This is a genomic window from Amycolatopsis sp. lyj-23 (assembly GCF_046549135.1).
Taxonomy (GTDB): Bacteria; Actinomycetota; Actinomycetes; order Mycobacteriales; family Pseudonocardiaceae; genus Amycolatopsis.
Genome location: NZ_JAJPWN010000006.1, coordinates 235,375 through 259,588, shown reverse-complemented (window position 1 = coordinate 259,588; position 24,214 = coordinate 235,375). Strand labels below are relative to the sequence as shown.

Genomic DNA, 24,214 nt, shown 5'->3' with positions numbered 1-24,214 from the left:
CCAGGACCGCCGTTTCCACCAGGCGGGCCGATCGCGTGGAGCCCCCACCCATTGTCGAGTAATGCAGGAGACTTCCGTGTCGGCGTACGCGATCGTCAAGACCGGCGGCAAGCAGTACAAGGTGGCCGTCGGCGACGTCGTCGAGGTCGAGAAGCTCGAGGGCGAGCCGGGCACCGAGCACATCCTCCCCGCCGTTTTGTACGTCGACGGTGGCGATGTCACCACGGACGCTGACGCGCTGGCGAAGGTCTCGGTCACCGGCAAGGTCGTCGAGCAGACCAAGGGTCCGAAGATCCGGATCCACAAGTTCAAGAACAAGACGGGCTACCACAAGCGCCAGGGTCACCGGCAGAAGCTGACCCGCGTCGAGGTCACCGCCATCTCCCTGTAAGGGCTTCTCCGGATCTTCGTTTCAGACTGAGACTTTTCAAAGAAGGGCATTCGCCATGGCTCACAAGAAGGGTGCGTCCAGCTCCCGCAACGGTCGTGACTCGAACGCGCAGCGCCTCGGCGTCAAGCGCTTCGGCGGCCAGGAAGTCAACGCGGGCGAGATCCTGATCCGCCAGCGCGGCACCAAGTTCCACCCCGGCGTGAACGTCGGCCGTGGCGGCGACGACACGCTGTTCGCGCTGGCCGCCGGTGCGGTCCAGTTCGGCGAGAAGCGTGGCCGCAAGACGGTCAACATCGTGCCGTCGGAAGCCTGAGTCTCGGCTTCTGTCTAGACCTCTGACGAGGGGTGGGGCCGGAATATCCGGTGCCACCCCTCGTTTGTTTTGTTCGTAGCGTTTTCAGAAGACACTGTCGTTGAGTGAAGTGAGGCGAAGTCATGGCGTCCCGGTTCGTGGACCGCGCGGTCATCCACCTGACCGCCGGTGACGGGGGCAACGGCTGCGCCTCGGTGCACCGCGAGAAGTTCAAGCCCCTCGGTGGCCCCGACGGCGGCAACGGCGGCAACGGCGGCGACGTGCTGCTGGTCGTCGACCCGAACGTGCACACGCTGCTCGACTTCCACTTCCGCCCGCACGCCAAGGCCGGCAACGGCAAGCTGGGCCAGGGCAGCAACCGCGCCGGCGCGGCGGGGGAGACGCTGGTGATGAAGGTGCCGTCCGGCACCGTCGTGTTCACCGAAGACGGCGAGATGGTCGCCGACCTCATCGGTCCGGGCACCACGTTCGTCGCCGCCCAGGGCGGCCGCGGCGGGCTCGGCAACGCCGCGCTCGCGTCGAAGGCCCGCAAAGCCCCCGGGTTCGCCCTGCTGGGCGAACCGGGCGAGGCGCGCAGCCTGACGCTCGAGCTGCGGTCGGTCGCCGACGTCGGCCTGCTGGGGTTCCCGTCCGCCGGGAAGTCGTCGCTGATCTCGGTGCTGTCCGCGGCCAAGCCGAAGATCGCCGACTACCCGTTCACCACGCTGGTGCCGAACCTCGGCGTCATCACCGGCGGCGACACGGTGTTCACGATGGCCGACGTGCCCGGTCTCATCCCCGGCGCGTCCGAGGGCAAGGGCCTGGGCCTGGACTTCCTCCGCCACATCGAGCGCTGCGCGGTGCTGGTGCACGTCGTCGACTGCGCGACGCTGGAGCCGGGCCGGGACCCGGTGTCCGATGTGGACGCGCTGGAGGCGGAGCTCGCCAAGTACACGCCGAGCCTCGGCGGCAAGCTCGAAGAACGTCCGCGCGTGGTCGTGCTCAACAAGATCGACGTCCCGGAGGCGGCCGAGCTCGCCGAGTTCGTCCGGCCCGACTTCGAGGCCCGCGGCCTGCAGGTTTTCGAGGTGTCGACGGCGTCGCGCAAGGGTTTGCGGGAGCTGACGTTCGCGCTGGCCGCCATCGTGGAGAAGTACCGCGAGGCGCAGCCGGTGCTGGAGCCGGAGAAGATTGTCCTGCGGCCGCTCGCCGTCGACGACTCCGGGTTCACCGTCGAGCTCGACCCCGAGGAAGAGGGCGCCTTCATCGTCCGCGGCCCGCGGCCCGAGCGCTGGATCCGCCAGACCGACTTCAGCAACGACGAGGCCGTCGGCTACCTCGCCGACCGGCTCAACCGCCTCGGCGTCGAGGACGAGCTGGCGAAGCGCGGTGCCCGGCCCGGCAGCCCGGTCACGATCGGCGACGTCCAGTTCGAGTGGCAGCCGTCGACGCCTTCGGTGGCGGTGCACCTGTCCGGGCGCGGTACCGACGTCCGGCTGGAGCGCACCGACCGGATCGGCGCGGCCGAGCGCAAGGAGGCCCGGCGCGTCCGGCGCGCGGGCTCCGGCGACGACTTCGAGGACGAGCTCGAGGACGACTTGGACATCGAGGAGTGAGCGGCACCCGGGAAGCCATCGCCGCCGCACGGCGGCTGGTCGTCAAGGTCGGGTCGTCGGCGCTGACCACCGCGGGCAGCGGGCTGGACGCGGCCCGGCTGGACGCGCTGGTCGACGCGATCGCCGAGCGCGTCGCCCGGGAGACCCAGATCGTCCTGGTGTCCTCGGGCGCGATCGGCGCCGGCCTGGCCCCGCTCTCGCTGGGCAAGCGCCCGCGTGACCTGGCGACGCAGCAGGCGGCGGCGAGCGTCGGGCAGCTGGCGCTCGCGCACGCGTACGCCGAGTCGTTCGGGCGGTACTCGCTGACGGTCGGCCAGGTGCTGCTCACCTCCGACGACGTCGTCCGCCGGTCCCACTACCGCAACGCGCAGCGAACGTTCTCCCGGCTGCTGGCGCTCGGCGCGGTCCCGGTGGTCAACGAGAACGACACGGTGGCCACCGAGGAAATCCGCTTCGGCGACAACGACCGCTTGGCGGCCCTGGTGGCCCACCTGATCGGCGCCGACGCGCTGGTGCTGCTGTCCGATGTGGACGGACTGTACGACGGAGACCCGCGCGACGGCGCAACCCGCAAGCTGACGGAAGTCCTGTCGGAGTCCGATGTGGACGGGATTTCGGTCGGCATGTCCAGCTCCGGCCTCGGCACGGGCGGCATGGTGTCCAAACTGGCCGCAGCCCGCACGGCCGCGGGCGCGGGCATCCCGGTCCTGCTGGCGGCGGCTTCGGAAGCTTCGGCGGCGTTGACGTCCGCGTCCCCGGGCACGGCGTTCGCCCCGGCGGACACCCGCCTGTCGGCCCGCCGGTTCTGGCTGGGCTACGCGGCGGACACGACGGGCAGGCTCCGCCTCGACGACGGCGCGGTGACGGCGGTGGTCCGCCGCCGCCGATCGCTGCTGGCGGCGGGCATCACGGGCGTGGAAGGCGAGTTCCAGGCCGGCGACGTGGTGGACCTGGTGGACGCGAAGGACCGCCCGGTGGCCCGCGGAGTGGTCGCCTTCGACGCGACGGAGCTCCCGGACCTGATCGGCCGCTCGACCCCCGAGCTCCCGGCCGAGCACCGCCGCGAGGTCGTCCACGCCGACGACCTCGTCCCCCTCCGCCGCTGACCCGCACCCCACGGGAACCACGCGTGCGCCAAGGGGAATCACACGTGATTGGAGAGGCATCTCGCGTGTCCAGCGAGGCATCACCGCGATACCCCGCCAATCACGCGAGATCCCTCCCAATCACGAGTGATGCCCCTCCAGTCACGCGAGATCCCCCTCCGATCACGCGAGATCCGGCTTCAATCACGCGAGATCCGGCTTCAATCACGCGAGATCCGGTTCTGATCACGCGGGAGGGGCCGGGCTCAGCCGAGTGAGACCAGGCGGGCTCCGCCGTCGGCCTCCAGGACCGTGCCCGTCAGGTTCGGGTTGGTCGCCGCGAGCGTCACCACTTCCGCCACGTCGTCCGCCGTCGCGATGCGGCGGGCCGGGATGGAAGCCGCCGTCTGCGCGAAGAATCCCTCCCGCACCTCGGCCGGGAAGCCGCTCCACCACGCCGTGTCGACCACACCCGGCGACACCGCGTTCACCCGTTTCGGCGCCAGCTCGACCGCCAGCGGCTTGACCAGCGCCTCGATCGCCGCGTTCAGCGCGCCGATGCCGGCCGTGCCGGCCATCGCCGCCCGGGCCGTGATCGCGCTGAGCAGGGTGATCGACCCGTCCGCGGCCAGGTGCGGCAGCACGGCCTGGATCGTCGCGAGGTGCGCCCAGAACTTCGCGTCGAACGCGCGCCGCAGCACCGCGAGGTCGAGCGACTCGATCGGTCCCATCCCTTCGGCACCGGACAGGCTCACCACCAGCACGTCCACCGTCCCGAGCGAGCCGGCCAGCGCGGCCATCGCCGTGGCGTCGCCGCCGTCGGCCTGGTGCCCGGTGAGTTCCGGATCACTCGAAGCGACGTCGTCCAGGCGTTCCTTGCCGCGCCCGGTGACGTGCACGTCGTACCCCCGCCGCTGCAGCCGCCGCGCGGTCGCCAGGCCGATGCCGGAGGTGCCGCCGGCCACGAGAGCGATGCTCATCTTGATCCCCATTTCGAACCGGTACGTCTCGTATCGAATTCGACGCTACCATCGGTTCCCATGACCGACCAGTCCCGTCCCGGCCGCAAGCGCAGCGAACAGAGCCGGCTGGCGATCCTCGCCGCGACGCTCGAACTGGTCGGCGAGGCCGGCTACGGCGCATTGACCATCGAAGGCATCGCCGCGCGCTCGGGTGTCGGCAAGCAGACGATCTACCGCTGGTGGCCCTCGAAGGCCGACGTCCTGCTCGACGCGCTCGCGACGAAGGCGGACCTGCAGATCCCGGTGCCCGACGCGGGGTCGTTCCGCGCCGACCTGGCGGGCTTCCTCGCCGGCACGTTCGAGCTGGGCGGGAAGTCGCCGGTCGCCGACACCCTCCGGGCGCTGATGGCCCAGGCGCAGATCGACCCGGAGTTCGGCGACCGCTTCCGCGAGGAGTTCCTCTTCCGCCGCCGCGAAGCGCTCGGCGCGCTCGTCGACCGCGCCCGCGAGCGCGGCGAACTCCCGGCCGGCGTGCTGCCCGGCACGGTGATCGACGTCGTCTTCGGCACGCTCTGGTACCGGCTCCTCGCCACGCGCGAACCGGTCGACCGCGGCCTGGCGGACGAATTGGTGACGCTGTTAGCGGATCACGGCGCTTCGACCGCCGAAATCCGGTAGCGCGCCACCGAGGCGTCGAGGATCTGCGCCGCCTGCTCGTCCGACGGCCCGGAGCCGCGGAAGCGCTCCAGGTCTTCGTCGGACTCCCAGCGCTCGTAGACCGTGACCCGCCCGGGATCGAGCAGGTCGGCGCCCAGCGCGTACTCGAGGCAGCCCGGCGCCTCGCGCGCGAGCCGCACCGCTTCGGCACAGCCTTCGAGGTAGGCGTCACGGGCCTCGGGGGCGACCGCGAGCCACCCGGCGACGATGATCACGACGCGATCCGATCCGCCTTGATCGTGAGCAGCAGCCGCGTCTGGTCACGTCCGCCCCACCACGGGTACGGGCCGCCGAGGTAGCGCTGTGCCAGCTTCTCGATGTGCTCGACGGCGCCGTCCTCGGTCGCGTCGACGACCCGCCCGCGGATCGCGTAGTACCGCGACGGCCGCTCGCGGTCGGCGACGTTGAGCGCCACCCGCGGGTCACGCGCGATGTTGCGCTGCTTCTGGTGACCCAGCACGGTGTTGACGAGGATGTGCGTCCCGTCGGTGTCCACCCAGGTCTGGGTGAGCTGGGGCGAGCCGTCGGGCATCAGCGTCGACAGGAAGCAGAGGCTGGGCTCGCGCAGCAGCGCGAGCAGGTCGCCGGGCAGTTCCACAGTGGTCTCCCGCTAGAGCTGGTCGGGCGCTTCGATGCCGAGCAGGGAAAGCCCGAGCGCAAGCGTGTGCGACGTCAGCGTAGTCAACCTCAGCCGCGACGCGCGCATTGCCGGCGAAGACGCCTTCAGCACCGGACACTCCTCGAAGAACCGCGAGAAGGCCACCGCGGTCTCGTACAGGTACGTACAGAGCTTGTGCGGCGCGTACGCGCTTGTCGCCGCCTTCAGTGCTTCGCCGAACCTGAGCAGCTTCAGCGCCAACGCCCGTTCCGCCGGCGCTTCGAGCCGGACCTCGGTCCCGTCGGGGAGGCCGCCCGCCTTCCGGATGATCGACCGCGTCCGCGCGTGCGCGTACTGCAGGTACACCGACGTGTTGCCCTCTTTGGCCAGCATCCGGTCCCAGGCGAAGACGTAGTCGCGCTCGCGGTCACCGGACAGGTCGGCGTACTTGACCGCGCCGATGCCCACCGCACGGGCGACTTCGGCCTGCCCCGGCGCGTCGAGCTCGCTGCGTTCGGCGACGACCGCCGCCGCCTGCGTCACGGCTTCGGTGAGCAGGTCGGCCAGCTTGACGGTCTCGCCGGCCCGGGTCCGCATGGCCTTGCCGTCCGCGCCCAGTACCGTGCCGAAGCCGATGTGCTCGGCGTGCCCGGTCAGCCACCCCGCCGCGCGGCAGGTGGCGAACACCATCGCGAAGTGCTGTGCCTGCGGCGTCCCGACGACGTAGAGCAGGTCGGTCGCGCCGCGCTCGGCCGTCCAGTACCGGACGGTCGCCAGGTCCGTGGCGGCGTACCCGTACCCGCCGTCGCGCTTGCGGACGATCAGCGGCAGCCGGTCGCCTTCGCGGTTGCGGAAGCCTTCGGGGAAGACGCAGATCGCGCCGTCGCTGACTTCGGTCAGGCCGGCTTTCTCGAGGTCGTCGACGACTGCCGCGAGGTACGGGTTGTAGAAGCTTTCGCCGTAGATGTCCGTGCCGGTCAGGGAGATCCCTAGGAGCGCGTAAACCTCGTCGAAGTGCCTTGTCGACTCGTCGACAAGCTCCTGCCAGACGGCGAGGGTGTCTTCGTCGCCGCTCTGCAGCTTGACGACACGGGTGCGGGCCCGCGTCGCGAAGGCCTCGTCGCTGTCGAACTTCCGGCGCGCATCGCGGTAGAAGGCGTCGAGGTCGGCGATCGCGCGCTGCCCGGCAGGGACGTCGAGGAGGTGCTCGATGAGCATGCCGAACGGTGTGCCCCAGTCGCCGAGGTGGTTGTGCGGCAGCACTTCGTGCCCGGCGAACCGCAGCAGGCGGGCGAGCGCGTCGCCGATCACGGACGAACGCAGGTGCCCGACGTGCATCTCCTTGGCCACGTTCGGGCTGCTGTAGTCGAGAGCGATCCGCCGGGGCTCGGTGGTGTCCGGCACGCCGAGACGCGGATCGCCGAGCAATGCGCCGACGCGCGTTTCGAGCCATTCCTTGCGCAGCACGAAGTTGAGGAAGCCGGGTCCGGCGACTTCCGGCGGATCGGCGATCCCGTCGAGCTCGAGCGCGTCGGCAATGAGCCCGGCAACCTCGCGCGGCGGGCGGCCGAGCCGCTTGGCCAGGCTCATCGCGAGGTTGGCCTGGTAGTCGACGCCGTCCCGCGGCGACGCCTGGACCAGCGCCTGCTCCGGCGTCAACGCCACGTCCAGTGCCTGGCCGGCGGCGGTCACCACGCGGCGCGCCAGCTCCTCGGTAACGTCGGCGGTCTGCACGGTGTCCCTCCTTCGGCTCGGTCACGGCGAGCCCGCAGCGTAGCCAGCGTGACCGGCCGATGACGAAGGGTTTACCGCAGCTCGCTGCCCTGCGGCTCGAGGAGCTCGGCGCAGAAGGCAGCGCGTCGAGGCCTCTCCCTTACGCCGTGCTGGCCAGCGCGAACGGCAGGACTGCGGGCGCCCCGGCCCGCCGCAGCAGCCGCGCGGCCAGGGTCATCGTCCAGCCGGTGTCGATGACGTCGTCCACCAGCAGGACCGGCCCGGACGGCAGGATGCCCGCGAGGTCGGCGGGCATGCTCAGCCGCCGCCACAGGTCGGCCAGCCGCTGCGCGCTGTTCGCCTGGCGGGGTGGCGGCCCCTCCGCGTCGAGCGCGCCGAGGAAGTCCAGCCTGCCGACCTCGGCCAGCCGCGTGGCCAGGCTGTACACGAGCTGCGGCCGCGTCGACGACGGCACCGCCACCACCGCCACCGGCCGCTGCGCCCACTGCCACCCGGCCAGCACCTGCACGCACGCCTTGAATACCGAATCCGGCACTTCGGCGTCGACCGCCTGCGGGCCGACGAGCTCCCGCAACCGGTTGCCCCAGCCGACGTCCGTGAGCCGCCCGAGCACCTGGCCCGGCTCGGCCTGGTCTTCGGCGGAGATCCGGCCCGACACCGGAACGTCCAAAGAGGACATCCCGGTGGGCCACTGCTTGCGCGGCGCCACCTCGACACCGGGCCGCTGCAGGCGTTCGCGCGTCGCGTCGACGACCTCGTCCGCGACTGTCGTGTCCCAGTGCTGCCCGGTGCAGTTGTCGCACCGCCCGCACGGCGTCGCCTCGGGGTCGTCGAGCTGACGCCGCAGGTACTCCATCCGGCAGCCTTCGGTGGCGAGGTAGCCGAGCATCGCCTCCTGCTCGCGGTCGCGCGCCTCCGCGACCCGCCGGTACCGCCCGCGGTCGTACTGCCATTCCGCACCCGTGCTCGTCCAGCCGCCCTTCACGCGCCGGACCGCACCGTCGACGTCCAGGACCTTGAGCACCATTTCCAGCCGCGACCGCGAAAGCTCGACCGACGGCTCGAGCGCTGCCGTCGACAGTGGACGATCGGCGTACTCGAGGGTGTTCAGCACCTGCGTCACCCGCAGCTCGTCGGGGAAGGCCAGCGACCCGAAGTACGCCCAGATCGCCTTGTCCTCCTCGCCGGGCAACAGCACGACCTCGGCGCGTTCCACGCCACGCCCGGCGCGGCCGACCTGCTGGTAGTAGGCGATCGGCGACGACGGCGCACCGAGGTGGACGACGAACCCGAGGTCCGGCTTGTCGAACCCCATGCCCAGCGCGGACGTCGCGACCAGCGCCTTGACGCGGTTGCCGAGCAGGTCGTCCTCGGCCGCCTGCCGGTCCGCCGGGTCCGTCTTCCCGGTGTAGGCCGCCACCGGATAACCGCGGTCCTTCAGCAGCGACGCGACGTCGTGCGCCGCCGCCACCGTCAAGCAGTAGATGATCCCCGAACCGGGCAGCTCGGCGAGGTGTTCCGCGAGCCACGCCAGCCGGGCCTGCGACGTCGGCAGCCGGCACACCGACAGCCGCAGGCTCTCCCGGTCGAGGCTGCCGCGCAGCACCAGCGTGTCCGCACCGGTGCCGAGGCCCAGCTGCTCAGCGACGTCGGTCACCACGCGGTCGTTCGCGGTCGCCGTCGTCGCCAGCACCGGCACGCCGTCCGGAAGGTCACCCAGCAGGGTGCGCAGCCGCCGGTAGTCCGGCCGGAAGTCGTGGCCCCAGTCCGAAATGCAGTGCGCTTCGTCGACCACCAGGAGCCCGGTGCTCGCCGTCAGCTTCGGCAGCACGTTGTCGCGGAAGTCCGGGTTGTTCAGCCGTTCGGGGCTCACCAGCAGGACGTCGACCTCGCCGGCCGCGACCGCCGCCTGGACCTGGTCCCACTCCTGCGGGTTCGCGGAGTTCATCGTCGCCGCGTGGATGCCGGCCCGCGCCGCCGCCGAGATCTGGTTGCGCATCAGCGCCAGCAGGGGCGAGACGATCACCGTCGGCCCGCTGCCCTGCTCCCGCAGCAACGCCGTGGCCAGGAAGTACACCGCCGACTTGCCCCACCCGGTGCGCTGCACGACCAGCGCCCGGCGCCGCTGCGCGACCAGGGCCTCGATGGCGGTCCATTGGTCTTCGCGCAGCCTCGCCGAGTCGCCGGCCAGTGCCCGGAGGAGGGTCTCGGCGCGGTCGCGGAGGGCTGAGGTGGTGCTGGTCGTGTCCACGTCCCCACGTCTACCCCATGGCACCGACAGATCGGGAATCGGCGGCGGCACGAACGGACCGTTCGCGACGAATACGGGCCGTTATGTGACCTGAATCACAAGTACGGCCCGGTTGGGCGAGGTGTCCCACAGCACCCGGCTCCCGCGGCGCGCGCTGTATAGGCTCTCCGGTCATGTCACCACGGCGGATCGGGGTCATGGGCGGCACCTTCGACCCCGTGCACCACGGCCACCTCGTCGCGGCCAGCGAGGTCCAGTCCCGGTTCGGGCTCGACGAGGTGATCTTCGTCCCCACCGGCCAGCCGTGGCAGAAGACCGGTCGCGAGGTCACCCGCGCCGAAGACCGCTACCTGATGACGGTGATCGCGACCGCGTCCAACCCGGTCTTCTCCGTCAGCCGCGTCGACATCGACCGCGGCGGCCAGACCTACACCGTCGACACCCTGCGCGACCTGCACGCCGAGTACCCCGAAGACGAGCTGTTCTTCATCACCGGCGCCGACGCGCTCGAGCAGATCCTGACCTGGCACAAGGCCGACGAGCTCTTCGACTTCGCGCACTTCATCGGGGTCACGCGGCCCGGCTACCGGCTCAACTCCCACCACCTGCCCAGCGGCAAGGTGAGCCTCGTCGAGGTCACCGCGATGGCCATTTCGTCCACCGGCTGCCGCGAGCGGGTCGAGCGCGGGGAGCCCGTCTGGTACCTCGTTCCCGACGGCGTCGTCCGCTACATCGCCAAAAAGGACCTGTACCGGAAGAGCGACTGAACCGCTGTCGGTCCCGGCGGGTACCCTTCTCGGGCGAACCCGATCTGGAAAAGGAGCACCGTGGCAGCCACGTCCGAGGCTCGAGAGCTGGCCGTAGCGGCCGCCCACGCGGCGGCGGACAAGAAGGCCAGCGACGTCGTCGTGCTGGACGTGTCCGAACAGCTCGTCATCACCGACGCCTTCGTCATCGCCTCCGCGTCCAACGAGCGCCTGGTCGGCGCGATCGTCGACAACGTCGAGGAAAAACTGCGGGAGAGCGGCCACAAGCCGGTCCGCCGCGAAGGCGCCCGCGAGGGACGCTGGGTGCTGCTCGACTACGTCGACGTGGTCGTGCACGTCCAGCACGTCGAAGAGCGCACGTTCTACGGCCTCGAACGGCTGTGGAAGGACTGTCCCCGCATCGAGGTGGAGGGGCTCGAAGAGCCACCCGCCGACGAGGACCCGGACGTCCCGTGAGCCCGCGGCGGCTGGTGCTCTGGCGGCACGGCGAGACGGACTACAACGCCGCCGGGCGGATGCAGGGTCACCTCGACTCGGCGCTGACCCCGCGCGGCTGGAACCAGGCCCGGTTCGCGGTGCCCGCGCTGGCCCGCTTCTCCCCGGACCTCGTCATCGCCTCCGACCTGCGCCGGGCCACCGACACCGCCACCGTGCTCACCGACGCGATCGGTGTTCCGCTGCGGATCGACAAGCGGCTGCGCGAGACGCACCTCGGCGAGTGGCAGGGCCTGACCGGCGCCGAGGTCGACCAGGCCTACCCCGGTGAGCGCGACCGCTGGCGCACCGACGCGACCTGGGCCCCGCCGGGTGGCGAGAGCCGCGTCGACGTCGCCGACCGCGCGGGCGAAGTGGTCACGGACCTGCAGCAAGCCAACTCCGACGCGGGCGACACCGTGCTGCTGGCCGCGCACGGCGGGCTGATCACCGCGCTGACCGCGCGGCTGCTGGCCCTGCCGGTCGAGACCTGGCCGTCGCTCGGCGGGATTTCGAACTGCCACTGGGTCGAGCTGGGCCGTCGCGACGGCAAGTGGCGGCTGCAGGCCTACAACGCGGGGATGCACGGCTAGCCGATGGGGCCGCGCCTGCTGGTGTTCGGCGATTCGCTGAGCTTCCACGGTCCCGAGGGACCTTGTGCCGCGGACGAGCCGCGGCTGTGGCCCAACGTCGCGGCCGCCGCGCTGGGTGGCACCGCCGACCTGGTCGCGGGCATCGGCTGGAACGCCCGCGACGTCTGGTGGTCGCTGACCGGCGACCCGCGGGTCTGGGCCGACCTGCACCACGTCGACGCGGTCGTGTTCGCGATCGGCAGCATGGACACCCTGCCCTCGCCACTGCCGACCTACCTGCGCACCGGCCTGCGGTACCTGCGGCCGGACCCGGTGCGGCGCGTCGTGCGCAAGGCTTATCTCGCGGCGCAACCGCGTCTGGCCGTAGCGCTGCGCGGGCGACCCGCGGTGCTGCCGGCGAAGCTCACCGTGCACTACCTCGACACGGCCGTGGGCGCGCTGCGCGTCCTGCGGCCCGAGCTGCCGATCTTCGGCTGGCTGCCGTCGGTCCACCGCGCCGCGGCCTACGGCGGCGTGCACACCGCGCGGCCGGCCGCGGCGGCGGCGATGGCGGCGTGGAGCACGCGAGCGGGAGTTCCGTTGCTGGACCTCGAAGCCGTCGTGGGGGAGCACGTGCTCAGCGGCGCGGGCAATCCCGACGGCATGCACTGGGGCTGGCCGGGACACGCCGCGGTGGGGGCGGCGATGTCCGTGTTGCTGGCCTCGGTGGCGGCCCCCGGCCACGTAGGCTGAGGGCGTGTCGGTCGCCGTAGTCACGGATTCCACCGCCCACCTGCCGGAGGGCTTCGCCGAACGGCACGCGGTCCGGGTGGTGCCGCTGCACGTCCTGGTCGACGGCGTGGTTTCCCTCGACGGCGTCGAAACCGGACCGGCGGCGGTCGCGGAGGCGATGAAGCAGCGGAAGATCGTCACGACGTCGCGGCCGACCCCCACCGAATTCGTAAAGGAGTACGAAGCGGCCTTCGCCGAGGGCGCGGACGAGATCGTGTCGGTGCACCTCTCGCGCGAGCTGTCGGGCACCTGGGAAGCGGCGGTGCTCGCGGCGCAGGAAGTCGGGCCGGACCGGGTCCGCGTCGTCGACTCCCGGACCACCGCGATGGGCCTCGGGTTCGCCGCTCTGCACGCGGCTTCGGCCGCATCCGCCGGAGCTTCCGCCGAAGCCGTCGAGGCCGCGGCGGTCACGGCGGCCGGCTGTTCGTCGACGTTGTTCGTCGTGGAAACCCTGGACCACCTGCGCCGCGGCGGCCGGATCGGGCCGGCGGCTGCGTTGCTGGGCACGGCGCTGGCGGTGAAGCCGGTGCTGCACATGTCCGACGGCCGGATCCTGCCGCTGGAGAAGGTCCGCACCATGAACCGGGCGATCGCGCGCCTGGTCGAGCTCGCGGCTCAGGCGGCGGCCGAGGACGACGTCGAGCTCGCCGTCCACCACCTCGCGTCGCCGGAACGGGCGGTCGAGCTGGCGAACCGGCTGGAAGAAGCCGTGCCGCGCTCGGCGGGCTGCGTGGTCTCCGAGCTGGGCGCGGTGATCGGGGCGCACACGGGCCCCGGGGTACTGGGCGTGGTCGTCCAGCGGACGGTCCCGCCCCGGAGCTGACCCGCCAGTATGCCACCGCAGTACGACGGAACCGGCTGCTCACGGGCCCGGCCCGGCAATCCATCCACAACACCCCGGTTGTCCACAGGACGCGGCGCCGCCCCTGTCGGACCCTCCCCGCGGGCCCTAACGTCGATCGTGTGTTCGAGCAGTCCGCCCGGAACCCGGGCTCATCCGTCAACGACCGGCTCTCCTGGCTGGCCGACCAGCTCTCACCCGACGCGAGCACGGTCGGCCCCGGCGGCCGGCTGATCCGACGCTGGCTGCCGGGCGCGCCGGCCGGCCCCGGCCGCCGCCGGTGGGCACTCGCCGGCGTCCTCACCGCGGTGGTGGTGATCATCCTCGGCACGGTCGCACTGCTGGGCGGCGGCCGCCCGGCACCCGAGCCGCCACCGGCGCTGCCCGCAGCGAAACCGGTCGCCGAGGCACGCGCGGCGCCCGCGGCGGGTCTGGTGGTCAGCGTGATCGGACGCGTCCGCTCGCCGGGCTTGATCACGGTCCCGCAGGGCGCCCGGGTGGCGGACGTGCTGCGCGCGGCAGGCGGCCCCGAGCCGGGAGCGGACCTGAGCACGCTGAACCTGGCCCGCAAGGTGACCGACGGCGAGCAGCTGGCGGTGGGCATCCCGGCGGCGGCACCGGACCCGGGCGCCCCGGCAGCAGGCGGAAAGGTCGACCTCAACACGGCCACCCCGGATCAGCTGGACACGTTGCCGGGAGTCGGCGAGGTGATGGCCAAGCGCATCGTCCAGTGGCGCACGGACCACGGCGGGTTCAGCAGAGTCGAGCAGCTGCGAGACGTCGACGGGATCGGGGAGAGCAAGTTCGAGAAGCTGCGGGAGCAGGTGACGGTCGGATGAGCACTTTCCCCCTCGACCAGCAACTCCTCGGCCGCCCCGGCAGTACAACCCCAGGAATACCCCGGCCCACTGCGGTCCCCGCGGAGCCTGGTCGGATGAGCACCTTCGCGCGAACAGCGGCTTGGATGGCTTTGGCCGGCGTGAGCGGTGCGGCATCCCGCAGACCCACGGCCCAGGTCGAGCCGGTGACCAGCGGGCGTATCCACGACCGCCTGCTTCAGTCGCGTGGCGGTGGCGGCCCCATGAGCGCTGACCCTGTTCTCGATACCCGGCAGGACATGCGGCTGGTCCCGGCGGCCATGACGTGTTGGCTGGCGGCGTTGGCCGGCTTGCTGCTCGGCTGGTGGATCGCGGTCGTGACCGGATTCGGCTCGGTGGTGTCGGCCCGATGAGCACTCAACCGATTCTCGATACCCGGCAGGACATGCGGCTGGTCCCGGCAGCCATGGCGTGCTGGCTGGCAGCGTTGGCCGGCTTGCTGCTCGGCTGGTGGACCGCCGTCGCCATCGGACTCGCCTCGGCGATACTCGCCGGCCTGGTGCTCTGGCGCGCCCGCGGCCGACCCCGGGCGCGGGACACAGCAGCAGCCCTCCTGATCCTCGGCCTGCTCACCGCCGGACCCCTCGCCTGGCGAATCCGGGACGCCCAGCGCGACGAGCTCCGCGTCTCCGCCGACCAAGGCCTCCCGGCGGCGCTGCGAGTCGTCGTCGCGGAACGGCCAAAGCCCGTACGCAGCGCGGGCTACGCCGACCGACAAGCCGGTGCCCGGTCAGTGGTCCTCACGGCCGACGTGCGCACCGCGTCGGTCGACGGACGGCCGGTCCCGACCTCCGGCCGAGTCCTGCTGCTGGCGCCGGTCGCGCAGTGGGCGTCGCTCCTGCCGGGTCAAGAGGTCGCCGCCACGGGCCGGCTGATGCCTCCGCGCGGCTCGGACCTGACCGTGGCCGTCCTCTCGGTCCGCGGCCCGCCGGGCGCACCCGGCCCGGCGCCGTGGTGGCAACAGGCGGCGGCCGTGCTGCGCACCGGTCTGCACGACCTCTGCCAGGTCCTGCCGGAGGAGCCCGCCGGTCTACTGCCGGGGCTGGTGCTGGGCGACACGAGCGCGTTGTCGCCCCGCGTCGAGCAGGAGTTCACCGCTGCGGGCCTCACGCACCTCACCGCGGTCAGCGGCGGCAACCTCGCGGTCGTCTGCGGGGCGGTGCTGCTCCTGCTGCGCCTGCTCCGGCTCGGTCCCCGGCTGTCGGCCGCGGCCGCCGGCGCGTGCCTGGCGGGCTTCCTCGTCCTGGTCGGCCCGGAGCCCAGCGTCCTGCGGGCCGGGGTCATGGCGGCCGTGGCCCTGCTGGCCCTGGCGTTGGGACGGCGGGGTTCGGCGTTGCCCGCGCTGGCCTTCGCGGTGTGCGTGCTGGTGGTGGCGGATCCGGCGATGGCCACGGACTTCGGCTTCGCGCTGTCTGTGTGCGCCACCGGTGGGCTGGTCCTGCTCGCGCCCCGCTGGGCGAGCGCCCTGGTCCGTCGCGGCGTCCCACCGGGGTTCGCGGAAGGGCTGGCGGTCCCGCTGGCCGCCTTCCTGGTGACGGCGCCAGTGCTCGCGGGCATGGCCGGCTCGGTGAGCCTGGTTTCGGTGCTGACCAACGTCCTCGCCGCACCCGTGGTGGCGCCGGCGACCGTGCTCGGCGTGCTGGCGACGGTCACCGGCCCGTGGTGGCCGGGTGCCGGAAACGTCTTCGTGCACCTGGCCGATCCGGAAGCGCGGTGGCTGATCACCGTGGCCCGCTACGGCGCCAGGGCGCCGGGCGCGGTCATCGCGTGGCCCGGTGGCTGGGTGGGCGGTCTGCTGGCCGCCGGCGTCCTCGTGGTGCTGGCGCTCGCGGTCCGGCACCGGCGGGTGCGGGTGCTGATGGCGCTGCTCGTCGTCGGCGGGCTGCTGGTGTTCGTACCGGTCCGGGTGCTGGCGCCGGCGTGGCCGCCGCGGAACTGGGCGATGGTCGAGTGCGACGTCGGCCAAGGCGACGCGGTCGTGCTGGCGACCGCCGATCCCGGGCGGGCGGTCGTCGTGGACACCGGGCCCGAGCCGGGGCCGGTCGACGAGTGCCTGCACCGGCTGGGGGTCGACCGGATCCCGCTGCTGGTGCTGAGCCACCTGCACGCCGACCACATCGGCGGCCTCGCCTCGGTCTTCGACGGCCGTGCGGTCGGCGCGATCGCCCTCGGCCCGGGCCGGTCGCCGGCGTGGGCGTGGCGGCAGGTCGCTGCGGAAGCCGCCCGGCAGGCGGTGCCGCTGGTCGAGCTGAACCCCGGCGAGCGGCTGGACTGGCCCGGCCTGGCGCTCGACGTCCTGGGGCCGCGGTACGTCCCGGCCCGGGCGGTCGAGCAGCCGGACGGCACGACGATCAACAACAGTTCGGTGGTGCTGCGGGCGAACACCCCCGCGGGCCGGATCCTACTGACCGGCGACGTCGAACTGGCCGCGCAGTCGGACCTGCTGGCCGACATCGGAGATCTGAGAGCGGAGGTGTTGAAGGTGCCCCACCACGGCAGCCGTTACTCGCTGCCGGCGTTCCTCGCGGCGGTGGCCCCACGGGTAGCGATGGTCAGCGTGGGCGCAGGAAACAGTTACGGGCATCCAAGCAAGTCCACATTGGACACTTTGGCAGCGCTGGGTGCGCGGGTGACCCGCACCGACGTGGACGGCGACACCGCGGTGGTTGCCGGAACGGCGATAGCCCGCCGCGGCGAGCCCCGCGGGCCGCCGCGGCGCTGAGCGCCCGGGGCGGGCCGAACGCCCGCCCCGGGCGGCGGCTCAGTAGCCGAGCGCCTTGTTCACGGCCGCGGCCGAGGGCGGCAGGGTGGCCTTCGGGCCGACGTGGTTCTCGATCGCGTCGAGGGTCTTGAGGCCGTCGCCGGTGATCAGCAGCACCGTCTCGGCGTCCGGGTCCAGCTTGCCCGTCTCGACCAGCTTCTTCGCCGTGGCGACGGTGACCCCGCCCGCCGTCTCGGTGAAGATGCCCTCGGTGCGGGCCAGCAGGCGGATGCCCTCGACGACCTCTTCGTCGGAGACGTCCTCGATCGCGCCGCCGGTGCGGTTGACGATGTCGAGCACGTACGGGCCGTCGGCCGGGTTGCCGATCGCCAGCGAGCGGGCGATCGTGTCCGGCTTCACCGGCTGGACCACGTCGTGGCCCTCGCGGAACGCGGCCGACACCGGCGAGCAGCCGGTGGCCTGCGCGCCGAACACCTTGTACGGGCTGGCGTCCACCAGGCCGAGCTGGCCCAGCTCGCGGAAACCCTTGTCCACCTTGGTCAACTGCGAACCGGAGGCGATCGGGACGACGATCTGCGGCGGGATGCGCCAGCCGAGCTGCTCGGCGACCTCGAAGGCCAGCGTCTTCGAGCCCTCCGAGTAGTACGGCCGGACGTTCACGTTGACGAACGCCCACTTCGGGTGCTCGCCGGCGAGTTCGGTGGCGAGGCGGTTGACGTCGTCGTAGTTGCCGTCGATGGCGAGGAGGTCGCCGTCGTACACCGCGGTGGTGAGGATCTTGGCGCGCTCGAGGGTCTTCGGGATCAGCACGACCGACCGCCAGCCGGCGCGGGCCGCCGCGGCGGCCGTCGCGTTGGCCAGGTTGCCGGTCGACGGACACGCGAGCACCTCGAACCCGAACTCGCGGGCCGCGGCCAGCGCGACGGCGACGACGCGGTCCTTGAAAGAGTGCGTCGGGTTGCCGGTGTCGTCCTTGACCCACACGCGCTTGAGGCCGAGTTCCTTGGCGAGGCGGTCGGCGCGGACCAGCCGCGTCGCGCCCGGCTCGGTGTTCGGGATCTCTTCGACGTTGGAGGGAACGGGAAGGAGCTTCTTGTAGCGCCAGATGTTCTTGGGGCCGGCCTCGATGTCTTCGCGGCGGACGCGGCCGAAGTCGTAGGCGACCTCGAGCGGCGAGAAGTCTTCGGCGGAGACGAATTCCGGGGCGAGCGGCTGCCGGTGGCCCTCTTCCTTCGACACCAGTTCGACGGCGGGACCGAGATCCGGGGTCTTGGTGGTGGAGGTCGTGCCGAGGGTGGCGGTCATCGCGAGGTTCCTTTCCTCATCTGTCCCGCCGAAGCGGGCCGGAATTGGCACCGTGGTCGTCAGCTATCCCGCGATCGCGGGATGACAGGCTGTACGCCGGTTGCCGGGGCTTCGTCGGGCCGTTCCCTCTGCCCCTCTGGATGAGCGGTATTCGGTTGTCGGTGCGCGCACGCCGGATCTCCCGGGGCGGGCTGCCTCGGCTACACCGTACGACATCGCGCTCGCACCGTGCCACGGTGGCCGCCCGACATCACCGGAGCGGGGGCACGGAAGCGCAAGTGAGAAGATTCCCGGGTGACCGCGCAAGCCACCGCCCCGGCCCCGCTGCAGCTGGTGCTGGGGGAGGAAGAACTGCTGATCGAGCGGGCCGTCCGCGAGACGCTCGCCGCCGCCCGCGAGACGGACGCGACCGCGGAGCTCACCCGGGTCCGGGTGTCCGATCTCACAGCCCCCGAGCTGGCCGAACTCGTCAGCCCGTCGCTGTTCAGCGAAGGGCGGGTGATCGTCCTCGAGTCGGCGCAGGACATCTCGCAGGAACTCGCCGACGCCGTCACGGCGTACCTGAAGGACCCGGCGGACGGGGTCGTGCTCATCGTCGTGCACACCGGCGGCGGGCGCAGCAAGGCGGGCAAGTCGCTCCCGGCGGTGCTGAAGAAGGCCGGCGCCGAGATCACCGAGTGCCCGAAACTGACCAAGCCGGCCGAGCGCGAGCAGTTCGTGCGCCACGAGGTGCGCCGGGTGGGCGGCAAGATCGACCCGGCGGGTGTGGCCGCCCTGCTCGACGCAGTGGGCTCCGACCTGCGGGAACTGTCCTCGGCGGCCACGCAGCTGGTCGCGGACACGGGCGGGGCGGTCGACGCCGACGCGGTCCGCCGCTACCACCGCGGCCGCGCCGACGTGACGGGCTTCGCGGTCGCGGAGAAGGCGGTCGGCGGCGACCGCGCGGCGGCGCTGGAGTCATTGCGCTGGGCGATGCAGCTGGGCGTCCCGCACGTCCTGGTCGCCGACGCGCTGGCCGACGCCGTCCGCACGATCGCCCGGGTCTCCGGCGCGGGCCGCGGCAACCCGAACCAGCTGGCGGGCGAGCTCGGCATGCCGCCGTGGAAGATCCGCAAGGCGCAGGGCCAGTCCCGCGGCTGGAACCCCGACGGCCTGGCCACGGCGATGCGCGTGGTCGCGCGCCTGAACGCCGAGGTCAAGGGCGTGGCGGCGGACCCGGGCTACGCCCTGGAGCGCGCGGTCCTCGAGGTGGCGGCAGCCAAGGGCGACCGCTGACCGTCGAGGGTGTCGGCGGACCCGGGCTATGCGCGGCGCAGGCGACGCTGATCGCTCCGCGGCGCCGAGTCGGGCAGCATCGCGGCCGGGGTGTACGGCGGCAAGCGGTGCTCAAGCTGGCGGCGGCCAAGCACGACCGCTGGTCGCCACGGGCGGCGCCGAGTCGGGCAGCATCGCGGCCGGGGTGTACGGCGGCGGACCCGGGCTACGCGCGGCGCGGGCGACGCTGACCACCGCGAGCGGCGCTGAGCCGAGCAGCATCGCGCCCGGGATGTACGGCGGCAAGCGATGCTCAAGCTGGTGGCAGCCAAGGGCGACCGATGATCACCGCGAGCGGCGCCGACCCGACCACATCGGCCGCGCACTCGAGCCCCGGACACGAAGAAGGCCCCGGCCGAAGCCGGGGCCTTCCCAGAAATCAACCAGCTCAGAGCGCGTTGACGCGCTTCGCGAGCGCCGACTTCTTGTTGGCGGCCTGGTTGGCGTGGATGACGCCCTTCGAGACGGCCTTGTCCAGCTTCTGGGCGGCGTCGCGCTGCAGCTCGACGGCCTTGGCCTTGTCGCCGGCCTCGGCGGCTTCGCGGACCTTGCGGATCGCGGTCTTCACCGAGGACCGGATCGCCTGGTTGCGCTGACGCGCCTTCTCGTTCGTCGTGATGCGCTTGATCTGCGACTTGATGTTGGCCATAGGGCAACTCCTGTTTCACTCGGTGAGATCGCCGCCGCGCTGAAGTGGCCCCGCGGAACGCGGGTTTCCTCCATGACGGAATGCCGCACGGGCAGCGAGCGTCCACTTTAACAGCCGGGCCGGAGCCGGGAGTACGGTGGGTGACGGTAGTGCCTAGGGTTCCGTCGCCGGTCCGCGTTCCAGCACCCCCACAACCAGGGCCGGCGGGGCTGGTCCGAGCGGCACCGTCGGCGGGCCCGGACGGCCGGTCGTTCATCTGAGGGGGCAAAAGCCTGGAGGACCCGGTTTTCGCGCGCGCGAAAACCCGAAGGGGTCCCGTGAACGCCACCGCCTTGTCCTTCGTCCTCGTCGCCGCCGTCGTGCACGCCGCCTGGAACCTCGCCGCCAAGCGGATCTCCTCCGGGGGCACGCAGTTCGTCTGGCTCTACTACACCGTCTCCGCCGTCTTCCTGCTGCCGGTGACCGTCGTGCTGCTCGTCGCCGAGCCCCACCGTCCACAGTGGAGCTGGCTGCTCGCCGCCGTGGTCACCGCCGTCCTGCACGTCGCTTACGGCGTCGTGCTGCAGCGCGGGTACCGCGTCGGCGACCTCTCCGTCGTCTACCCCGTCGCGCGCGGGACCGGGCCCTTGCTGTCGGTGCTGGCCGCCGTCGTCCTGCTCGGGGAACACCCCGGCCCGCTGGGCCTGCTCGGCGCCTTCCTGGTCGTCGCCGGGGTGCTGGTGATCAGCACCGGGCGCCAGGCGAAGGACCCGCAAGCGGTGAAGGCCGGCGTCTTCTACGGCTTGCTGACCGGCGCGGTCATCGCCGGCTACACGCTCTGGGACGCGCACTCGGTGACCGGCCTCGGCGTGCCGCCGGTCGTCTACTTCGGCCTCGGCTCGGTCCTGCAGAGCGTCCTGCTCCTCCCGCGCGCACTGGCCGACCGGGCCGAAGTGACGCGGATCTGGCGCGACCAGCGCCGCGAGGTCCTCGTCGTCGCCGTCCTGTCGCCGATCGCCTACATCCTGGTGCTCTTCGCCCTCACCATGGCGCCGGTCAGCCTGGTCGCGCCCGCCCGGGAGCTGAGCATCGTCATCGGTGGGATCGCCGCGTGGCTGGTGCTGGGCGAGCGGGACGCCGTCCGGCGGCTCGTGGGGTCGGTGATCGTGTTGTCCGGCATCGCGGCGATTGCGGCCGCCTGAGCCCGTCCGGTAGGGATGGGCGGATGGAGATCCTGAAGAGCCGGCTGCTGATCCGCCCGCGTGACGCCGCCGCGTCCACGGCGTTCTACCGCGACACCCTCGGCCTGGCCGTGGAGCGGGAGTTCCCCGGGGGCACGGTCTTCTTCCTCGGCCACGGCTCGCTGGAGGTCTCCGGTTCCGGGGAGACGGGCGCCTCACCCGATCTGGTGCTCTGGCTGCAGGTCCGTGACCTCGCCGGCACCCTCGCCGACCTCAAGGCCAAGGGCCTGGAGCCGGTGCGGGACGCGCAGCGCGAGCCGTGGGGCCTCGACGAGGCCTGGATCGCCGATCCGGACGGCACGCGCATCGTGCTGGTCGAGGTGCCCGAGGGCCACCCGATCCGCACGGACACCCGCTAGGCGGGCTTGACCGCGCGCAGCTGCGCGGCGAGCGCGGTGAACCCCGGCGGCTCCCAGGTCCAGGTCTGCAGGTCGGCGAAGCCCGCGGCGGCCGCTTCGTCGGCCAGGACGTGCCTGCTCACCGGTAGCCACTTCTCGTGCGCGGACAGCAGCAGCCGGCCACCCGGGCGCAGCACGCGGAACAGCTCGGCGAAGCCGGCCGCGCGGTCCTCCCACAGCATGACGTTGTTCACGCTCAGCACGACGTCCACGGACCCGTCGGGCTCGCCGGTGTGCGCCGCCGACCCTTCGCGCAGCTCGGCGCGGTCGCCGCAGCGCTCGTGGCACAGGGTGAGCATCTCGGGGGAGGGGTCGACGCCGACGGCTCGCCCGGCCAGGCGCGCGGCGGCCGCCAGGCCGACGCCGGGGCCGGGCCCGACGACCAGGACGGTCTCGTCCGGCTCGATCTTCGCCAGGTCGACGACGCGGTGTTCGGTGGCGGCGTTGCCGCGGGCCATGACCCAGCCGCCGAGGCGGCCGAGCGCGCCGGAGGGGTGACCGAACGTCCGGTCGAGTACGCGGGCGAACCCGCTGGTCTCCGGCTGGGGAGGGGGTGCCGGCTGGTGCTCAGTGCTCATACTTCGAGGGCACCACGGATCGCGGAACCCCGCATCGGGGATGACCCCCACCCGCACCCGGAGGGCCATGGGAACATAGAGGTGGCCATCCCCGACTTTCCGAGGACTCATTCGAGTGACGACGTTCGCCGACACCACCTTCACGCCGCCGGAGCTCATCCGGAACTTCTGCATCATCGCGCACATCGACCACGGCAAGTCGACCCTGGCCGACCGCATGCTGCAGCTCACCGGCGTGGTGGAAGAACGCGCCATGCGGGCCCAGTACCTCGACCGGATGGACATCGAGCGCGAGCGCGGCATCACGATCAAGGCGCAGAACGTCCGGCTGCCCTGGCAGGTCGACGGGCAGGACCACGTCCTGCACATGATCGACACGCCCGGCCACGTCGACTTCACCTACGAGGTCTCCCGCGCCCTGGAGGCGTGCGAAGGCGCGATCCTGCTGGTCGACGCCGCGCAGGGGATCGAGGCCCAGACGCTGGCCAACCTCTACCTCGCGCTGGAGAACAACCTCCAGATCATCCCGGTGCTGAACAAGATCGACCTGCCGTCGGCCGACCCCGACAAGTACGCGGGTGAGCTCGCCCACATCATCGGCTGCGAGCCCGAGGAGGTCCTGCGGGTCTCGGCCAAGACCGGCATGGGCGTCGGCGAGCTGCTGGACGAGGTCGTCAAGCAGGTCCCGGCTCCGCAGGGCGACGCCGACGCGCCGGCCCGCGCGATGATCTTCGACTCGGTCTACGACACCTACCGCGGTGTCGTCACCTACATCCGGGTGGTCGACGGCAGGATCACCCCGCGCGAGCGGATCCGGATGATGTCCACCGGCGCGACCCACGAGCTCCTCGAGGTCGGGATCATCTCGCCGGAGCCCAAGCCGAGCAAGGGCCTCGGCGTCGGCGAGGTCGGGTACCTGATCACCGGCGTGAAGGACGTCCGCCAGTCGAAGGTCGGCGACACCGTGACGGCGGAACGCCACGGCGCGAAGGAGCCGCTGGCCGGCTACCGCGAGCCGAAGCCGATGGTCTACTCGGGCCTGTACCCGGTCGACGGCTCCGACTACCCCGAGCTGCGCGAGGCCCTGGACAAGCTCCAGCTGAACGACGCGGCGCTGGCGTACGAGCCGGAGACGTCGGTGGCGCTGGGCTTCGGCTTCCGCTGCGGCTTCCTCGGCCTGCTGCACCTGGAGATCACCCGCGACCGGCTCGAGCGCGAGTTCGGCCTCGATCTGATCTCGACGGCGCCGAACGTCATCTACCGGGTGGTGCTGGAGGACCGCAGCGAGGTGGTCGTGACCAACCCGTCCGACTGGCCGACCGGGTTGAAGATCGCCGAGGTGCACGAGCCGGTGTCGAAGGTCAGCATCCTCGCGCCGTCGGAGTTCGTCGGCACGATCATGGAGCTGTGCCAGGCCAAGCGCGGCACCCTGCTCGGCATGGACTACCTGTCCGAGGACCGCGTCGAGCTGCGCTACAACATTCCGCTGGCGGAAATCATCTTCGATTTCTTCGACACGTTGAAGTCGCGTACGCGCGGTTATGCGTCTCTCGATTACGAAGAGGCGGGCGAGCAGATCTCGGAACTGGTCAAGGTGGACATCCTGCTGCAGGGCGAAACCGTGGACGCGTTCTCGGCGATCGTGCACAAGGATGCCGCCTACGGCTACGGCAACCGGATGGCGACGCGGCTGCGCGAGCTGATCCCGCGCCAGCAGTTCGAAGTCCCGATCCAGGCGGCGGTCGGTTCCCGCATCATCGCCCGCGAGACGATCCGCGCCATCCGCAAGGACGTCCTCGCGAAGTGCTACGGCGGTGACATCTCGCGGAAGCGCAAGCTGCTGGAGAAGCAGAAGGAAGGCAAGAAGCGGATGAAGACCGTCGGCCGGGTCGAGGTGCCGCAGGAGGCCTTCGTCGCCGCACTGTCCACTGAGGACTCCGGCAAGAAGAAGTAACTGTTCTGTCGATGTGACAGTGGCGCCCATATTCACGCGGTGGCGTGAATATGGGCGCCGAACTCGTGTTCGACGTGGTTTCTGTCGGTGCTCTCTGGTTTCCT

25 protein-coding genes and 1 riboswitch are annotated in these 24,214 nt (G+C 71.8%); of the genes, 17 read left to right on the top strand and 8 right to left on the bottom strand.

The annotated features are described in order from the left end of the window. The first annotated feature begins 76 nt into the window (after positions 1-76). From rplU to proB, 4 genes are all read left to right on the top strand, one after another. Positions 77-391, top strand: a complete 315-nt coding sequence (rplU, locus tag ACLJPY_RS17095) for a 50S ribosomal protein L21 (protein ID WP_003067132.1) — start codon at positions 77-79, stop codon at positions 389-391. 55 nt (positions 392-446) lie between these two features. Then, positions 447-704, top strand: a complete 258-nt coding sequence (gene rpmA, locus ACLJPY_RS17090) for a 50S ribosomal protein L27 (protein ID WP_086846674.1) — start codon at positions 447-449, stop codon at positions 702-704. Between the two features lie 122 nt (positions 705-826). Beyond that, positions 827-2,299 carry a GTPase ObgE gene (obgE, locus tag ACLJPY_RS17085; protein WP_410589605.1) on the top strand — a complete coding sequence of 491 codons (1,473 nt, stop codon included), beginning with the start codon at positions 827-829 and terminating at the stop codon, positions 2,297-2,299. After that, on the top strand, positions 2,296-3,405 hold the full coding sequence (proB, locus tag ACLJPY_RS17080) for a glutamate 5-kinase (RefSeq protein WP_410589603.1): 1,110 nt from the start codon (positions 2,296-2,298) through the stop codon (positions 3,403-3,405). The genes obgE and proB overlap by 4 nt, the downstream gene beginning before the upstream one ends. Before the next feature lie 245 nt (positions 3,406-3,650). Here the strand turns inward: proB and ACLJPY_RS17075 are convergent, their stop codons facing one another. Continuing rightward, the gene (locus ACLJPY_RS17075; RefSeq protein ID WP_410589601.1) at positions 3,651-4,364 is read right to left on the bottom strand and encodes an SDR family oxidoreductase; all 714 of its coding nucleotides are present in this window, start codon (positions 4,362-4,364) and stop codon (positions 3,651-3,653) included. Between the two features lie 60 nt (positions 4,365-4,424). On the opposite strand from ACLJPY_RS17075, the gene ACLJPY_RS17070 reads away from it, so the two are divergent. After that, on the top strand, positions 4,425-5,024 hold the full coding sequence (locus ACLJPY_RS17070; RefSeq protein ID WP_410589600.1) for a TetR/AcrR family transcriptional regulator: 600 nt from the start codon (positions 4,425-4,427) through the stop codon (positions 5,022-5,024). Here ACLJPY_RS17070 and ACLJPY_RS17065 read toward each other — a convergent pair. The 4 genes from ACLJPY_RS17065 to ACLJPY_RS17050 form a co-directional block, all read right to left on the bottom strand. Then, complete coding sequence (locus ACLJPY_RS17065) at positions 4,994-5,278, bottom strand: putative quinol monooxygenase (RefSeq protein WP_410589598.1); 285 nt, start codon at positions 5,276-5,278, stop codon at positions 4,994-4,996. The two genes, ACLJPY_RS17070 and ACLJPY_RS17065, sit on opposite strands and share 31 nt — an antisense overlap. Beyond that, positions 5,275-5,661 (bottom strand): PPOX class F420-dependent oxidoreductase, encoded by a 387-nt coding sequence (locus ACLJPY_RS17060; protein ID WP_410589596.1) that lies wholly within the window; start codon positions 5,659-5,661, stop codon positions 5,275-5,277. The genes ACLJPY_RS17065 and ACLJPY_RS17060 overlap by 4 nt, the downstream gene beginning before the upstream one ends. Positions 5,662-5,673: 12 nt before the next feature. Then, a complete protein-coding gene (gene argS, locus ACLJPY_RS17055) occupies positions 5,674-7,395 on the bottom strand; it encodes an arginine--tRNA ligase (protein ID WP_410589595.1) in 1,722 nt (573 codons plus the stop codon). A 139-nt stretch (positions 7,396-7,534) separates the two neighbouring features. After that, complete coding sequence (locus tag ACLJPY_RS17050) at positions 7,535-9,646, bottom strand: RecQ family ATP-dependent DNA helicase (RefSeq protein ID WP_410589593.1); 2,112 nt, start codon at positions 9,644-9,646, stop codon at positions 7,535-7,537. Between the two features lie 197 nt (positions 9,647-9,843). On the opposite strand from ACLJPY_RS17050, the gene nadD reads away from it, so the two are divergent. The 8 genes from nadD (at position 9,844) to ACLJPY_RS17010 (ending at position 16,692) form a co-directional block, all read left to right on the top strand. After that, complete coding sequence (nadD, locus tag ACLJPY_RS17045; protein ID WP_410589921.1) at positions 9,844-10,413, top strand: nicotinate-nucleotide adenylyltransferase; 570 nt, start codon at positions 9,844-9,846, stop codon at positions 10,411-10,413. A 60-nt stretch (positions 10,414-10,473) separates the two neighbouring features. Further along, positions 10,474-10,869 (top strand): ribosome silencing factor, encoded by a 396-nt coding sequence (rsfS, locus tag ACLJPY_RS17040; protein WP_378196849.1) that lies wholly within the window; start codon positions 10,474-10,476, stop codon positions 10,867-10,869. Further along, positions 10,866-11,480 carry a histidine phosphatase family protein gene (locus tag ACLJPY_RS17035; RefSeq protein WP_410589591.1) on the top strand — a complete coding sequence of 205 codons (615 nt, stop codon included), beginning with the start codon at positions 10,866-10,868 and terminating at the stop codon, positions 11,478-11,480. The genes rsfS and ACLJPY_RS17035 overlap by 4 nt, the downstream gene beginning before the upstream one ends. Positions 11,481-11,483: 3 nt before the next feature. Then, positions 11,484-12,212, top strand: a complete 729-nt coding sequence (octT, locus tag ACLJPY_RS17030; RefSeq protein ID WP_410589589.1) for a diglucosylglycerate octanoyltransferase — start codon at positions 11,484-11,486, stop codon at positions 12,210-12,212. Between the two features lie 4 nt (positions 12,213-12,216). After that, complete coding sequence (locus ACLJPY_RS17025; protein ID WP_410589587.1) at positions 12,217-13,074, top strand: DegV family protein; 858 nt, start codon at positions 12,217-12,219, stop codon at positions 13,072-13,074. A 140-nt stretch (positions 13,075-13,214) separates the two neighbouring features. Next, positions 13,215-13,931: a helix-hairpin-helix domain-containing protein gene (locus ACLJPY_RS17020; RefSeq protein WP_410589586.1), complete on the top strand. Its 717-nt coding sequence runs from the start codon at positions 13,215-13,217 to the stop codon at positions 13,929-13,931. A 95-nt stretch (positions 13,932-14,026) separates the two neighbouring features. After that, positions 14,027-14,323 (top strand): hypothetical protein, encoded by a 297-nt coding sequence (locus tag ACLJPY_RS17015; RefSeq protein ID WP_410589584.1) that lies wholly within the window; start codon positions 14,027-14,029, stop codon positions 14,321-14,323. Next, positions 14,320-16,692, top strand: a complete 2,373-nt coding sequence (locus tag ACLJPY_RS17010; RefSeq protein WP_410589583.1) for a ComEC/Rec2 family competence protein — start codon at positions 14,320-14,322, stop codon at positions 16,690-16,692. Before ACLJPY_RS17015 ends, ACLJPY_RS17010 begins: the two co-directional genes overlap by 4 nt. A 39-nt stretch (positions 16,693-16,731) precedes the next feature. On the opposite strand, the gene thrC is transcribed toward ACLJPY_RS17010, so the two are convergent. Then, on the bottom strand, positions 16,732-17,997 hold the full coding sequence (gene thrC / locus ACLJPY_RS17005) for a threonine synthase (RefSeq protein ID WP_043777688.1): 1,266 nt from the start codon (positions 17,995-17,997) through the stop codon (positions 16,732-16,734). A gap of 13 nt (positions 17,998-18,010) precedes the next feature. Next, positions 18,011-18,144, bottom strand: a riboswitch (SAM riboswitch). A gap of 147 nt (positions 18,145-18,291) precedes the next feature. Between thrC and holA the strand changes: the two genes are divergently transcribed. Continuing rightward, positions 18,292-19,272, top strand: coding sequence for a DNA polymerase III subunit delta (gene holA, locus ACLJPY_RS17000; RefSeq protein ID WP_410589581.1), 981 nt, complete (start codon positions 18,292-18,294; stop codon positions 19,270-19,272). 427 nt (positions 19,273-19,699) lie between these two features. On the opposite strand, the gene rpsT is transcribed toward holA, so the two are convergent. Continuing rightward, a complete protein-coding gene (gene rpsT, locus ACLJPY_RS16995) occupies positions 19,700-19,960 on the bottom strand; it encodes a 30S ribosomal protein S20 (RefSeq protein ID WP_013228460.1) in 261 nt (86 codons plus the stop codon). A 317-nt stretch (positions 19,961-20,277) separates the two neighbouring features. Here rpsT and ACLJPY_RS16990 point away from each other — a divergent pair, with 317 nt between their 5' ends. Next, positions 20,278-21,141 carry a DMT family transporter gene (locus ACLJPY_RS16990; protein ID WP_410589579.1) on the top strand — a complete coding sequence of 288 codons (864 nt, stop codon included), beginning with the start codon at positions 20,278-20,280 and terminating at the stop codon, positions 21,139-21,141. Between the two features lie 23 nt (positions 21,142-21,164). Then, on the top strand, positions 21,165-21,539 hold the full coding sequence (locus ACLJPY_RS16985; protein ID WP_410589577.1) for a VOC family protein: 375 nt from the start codon (positions 21,165-21,167) through the stop codon (positions 21,537-21,539). On the opposite strand, the gene ACLJPY_RS16980 is transcribed toward ACLJPY_RS16985, so the two are convergent. After that, the gene (locus tag ACLJPY_RS16980; protein ID WP_410589576.1) at positions 21,536-22,156 is read right to left on the bottom strand and encodes a class I SAM-dependent methyltransferase; all 621 of its coding nucleotides are present in this window, start codon (positions 22,154-22,156) and stop codon (positions 21,536-21,538) included. The genes ACLJPY_RS16985 and ACLJPY_RS16980 overlap by 4 nt on opposite strands. Before the next feature lie 115 nt (positions 22,157-22,271). Between ACLJPY_RS16980 and lepA the strand changes: the two genes are divergently transcribed. Then, positions 22,272-24,110, top strand: coding sequence for a translation elongation factor 4 (gene lepA / locus ACLJPY_RS16975; RefSeq protein ID WP_410589574.1), 1,839 nt, complete (start codon positions 22,272-22,274; stop codon positions 24,108-24,110). Positions 24,111-24,214 lie beyond the last annotated feature (104 nt).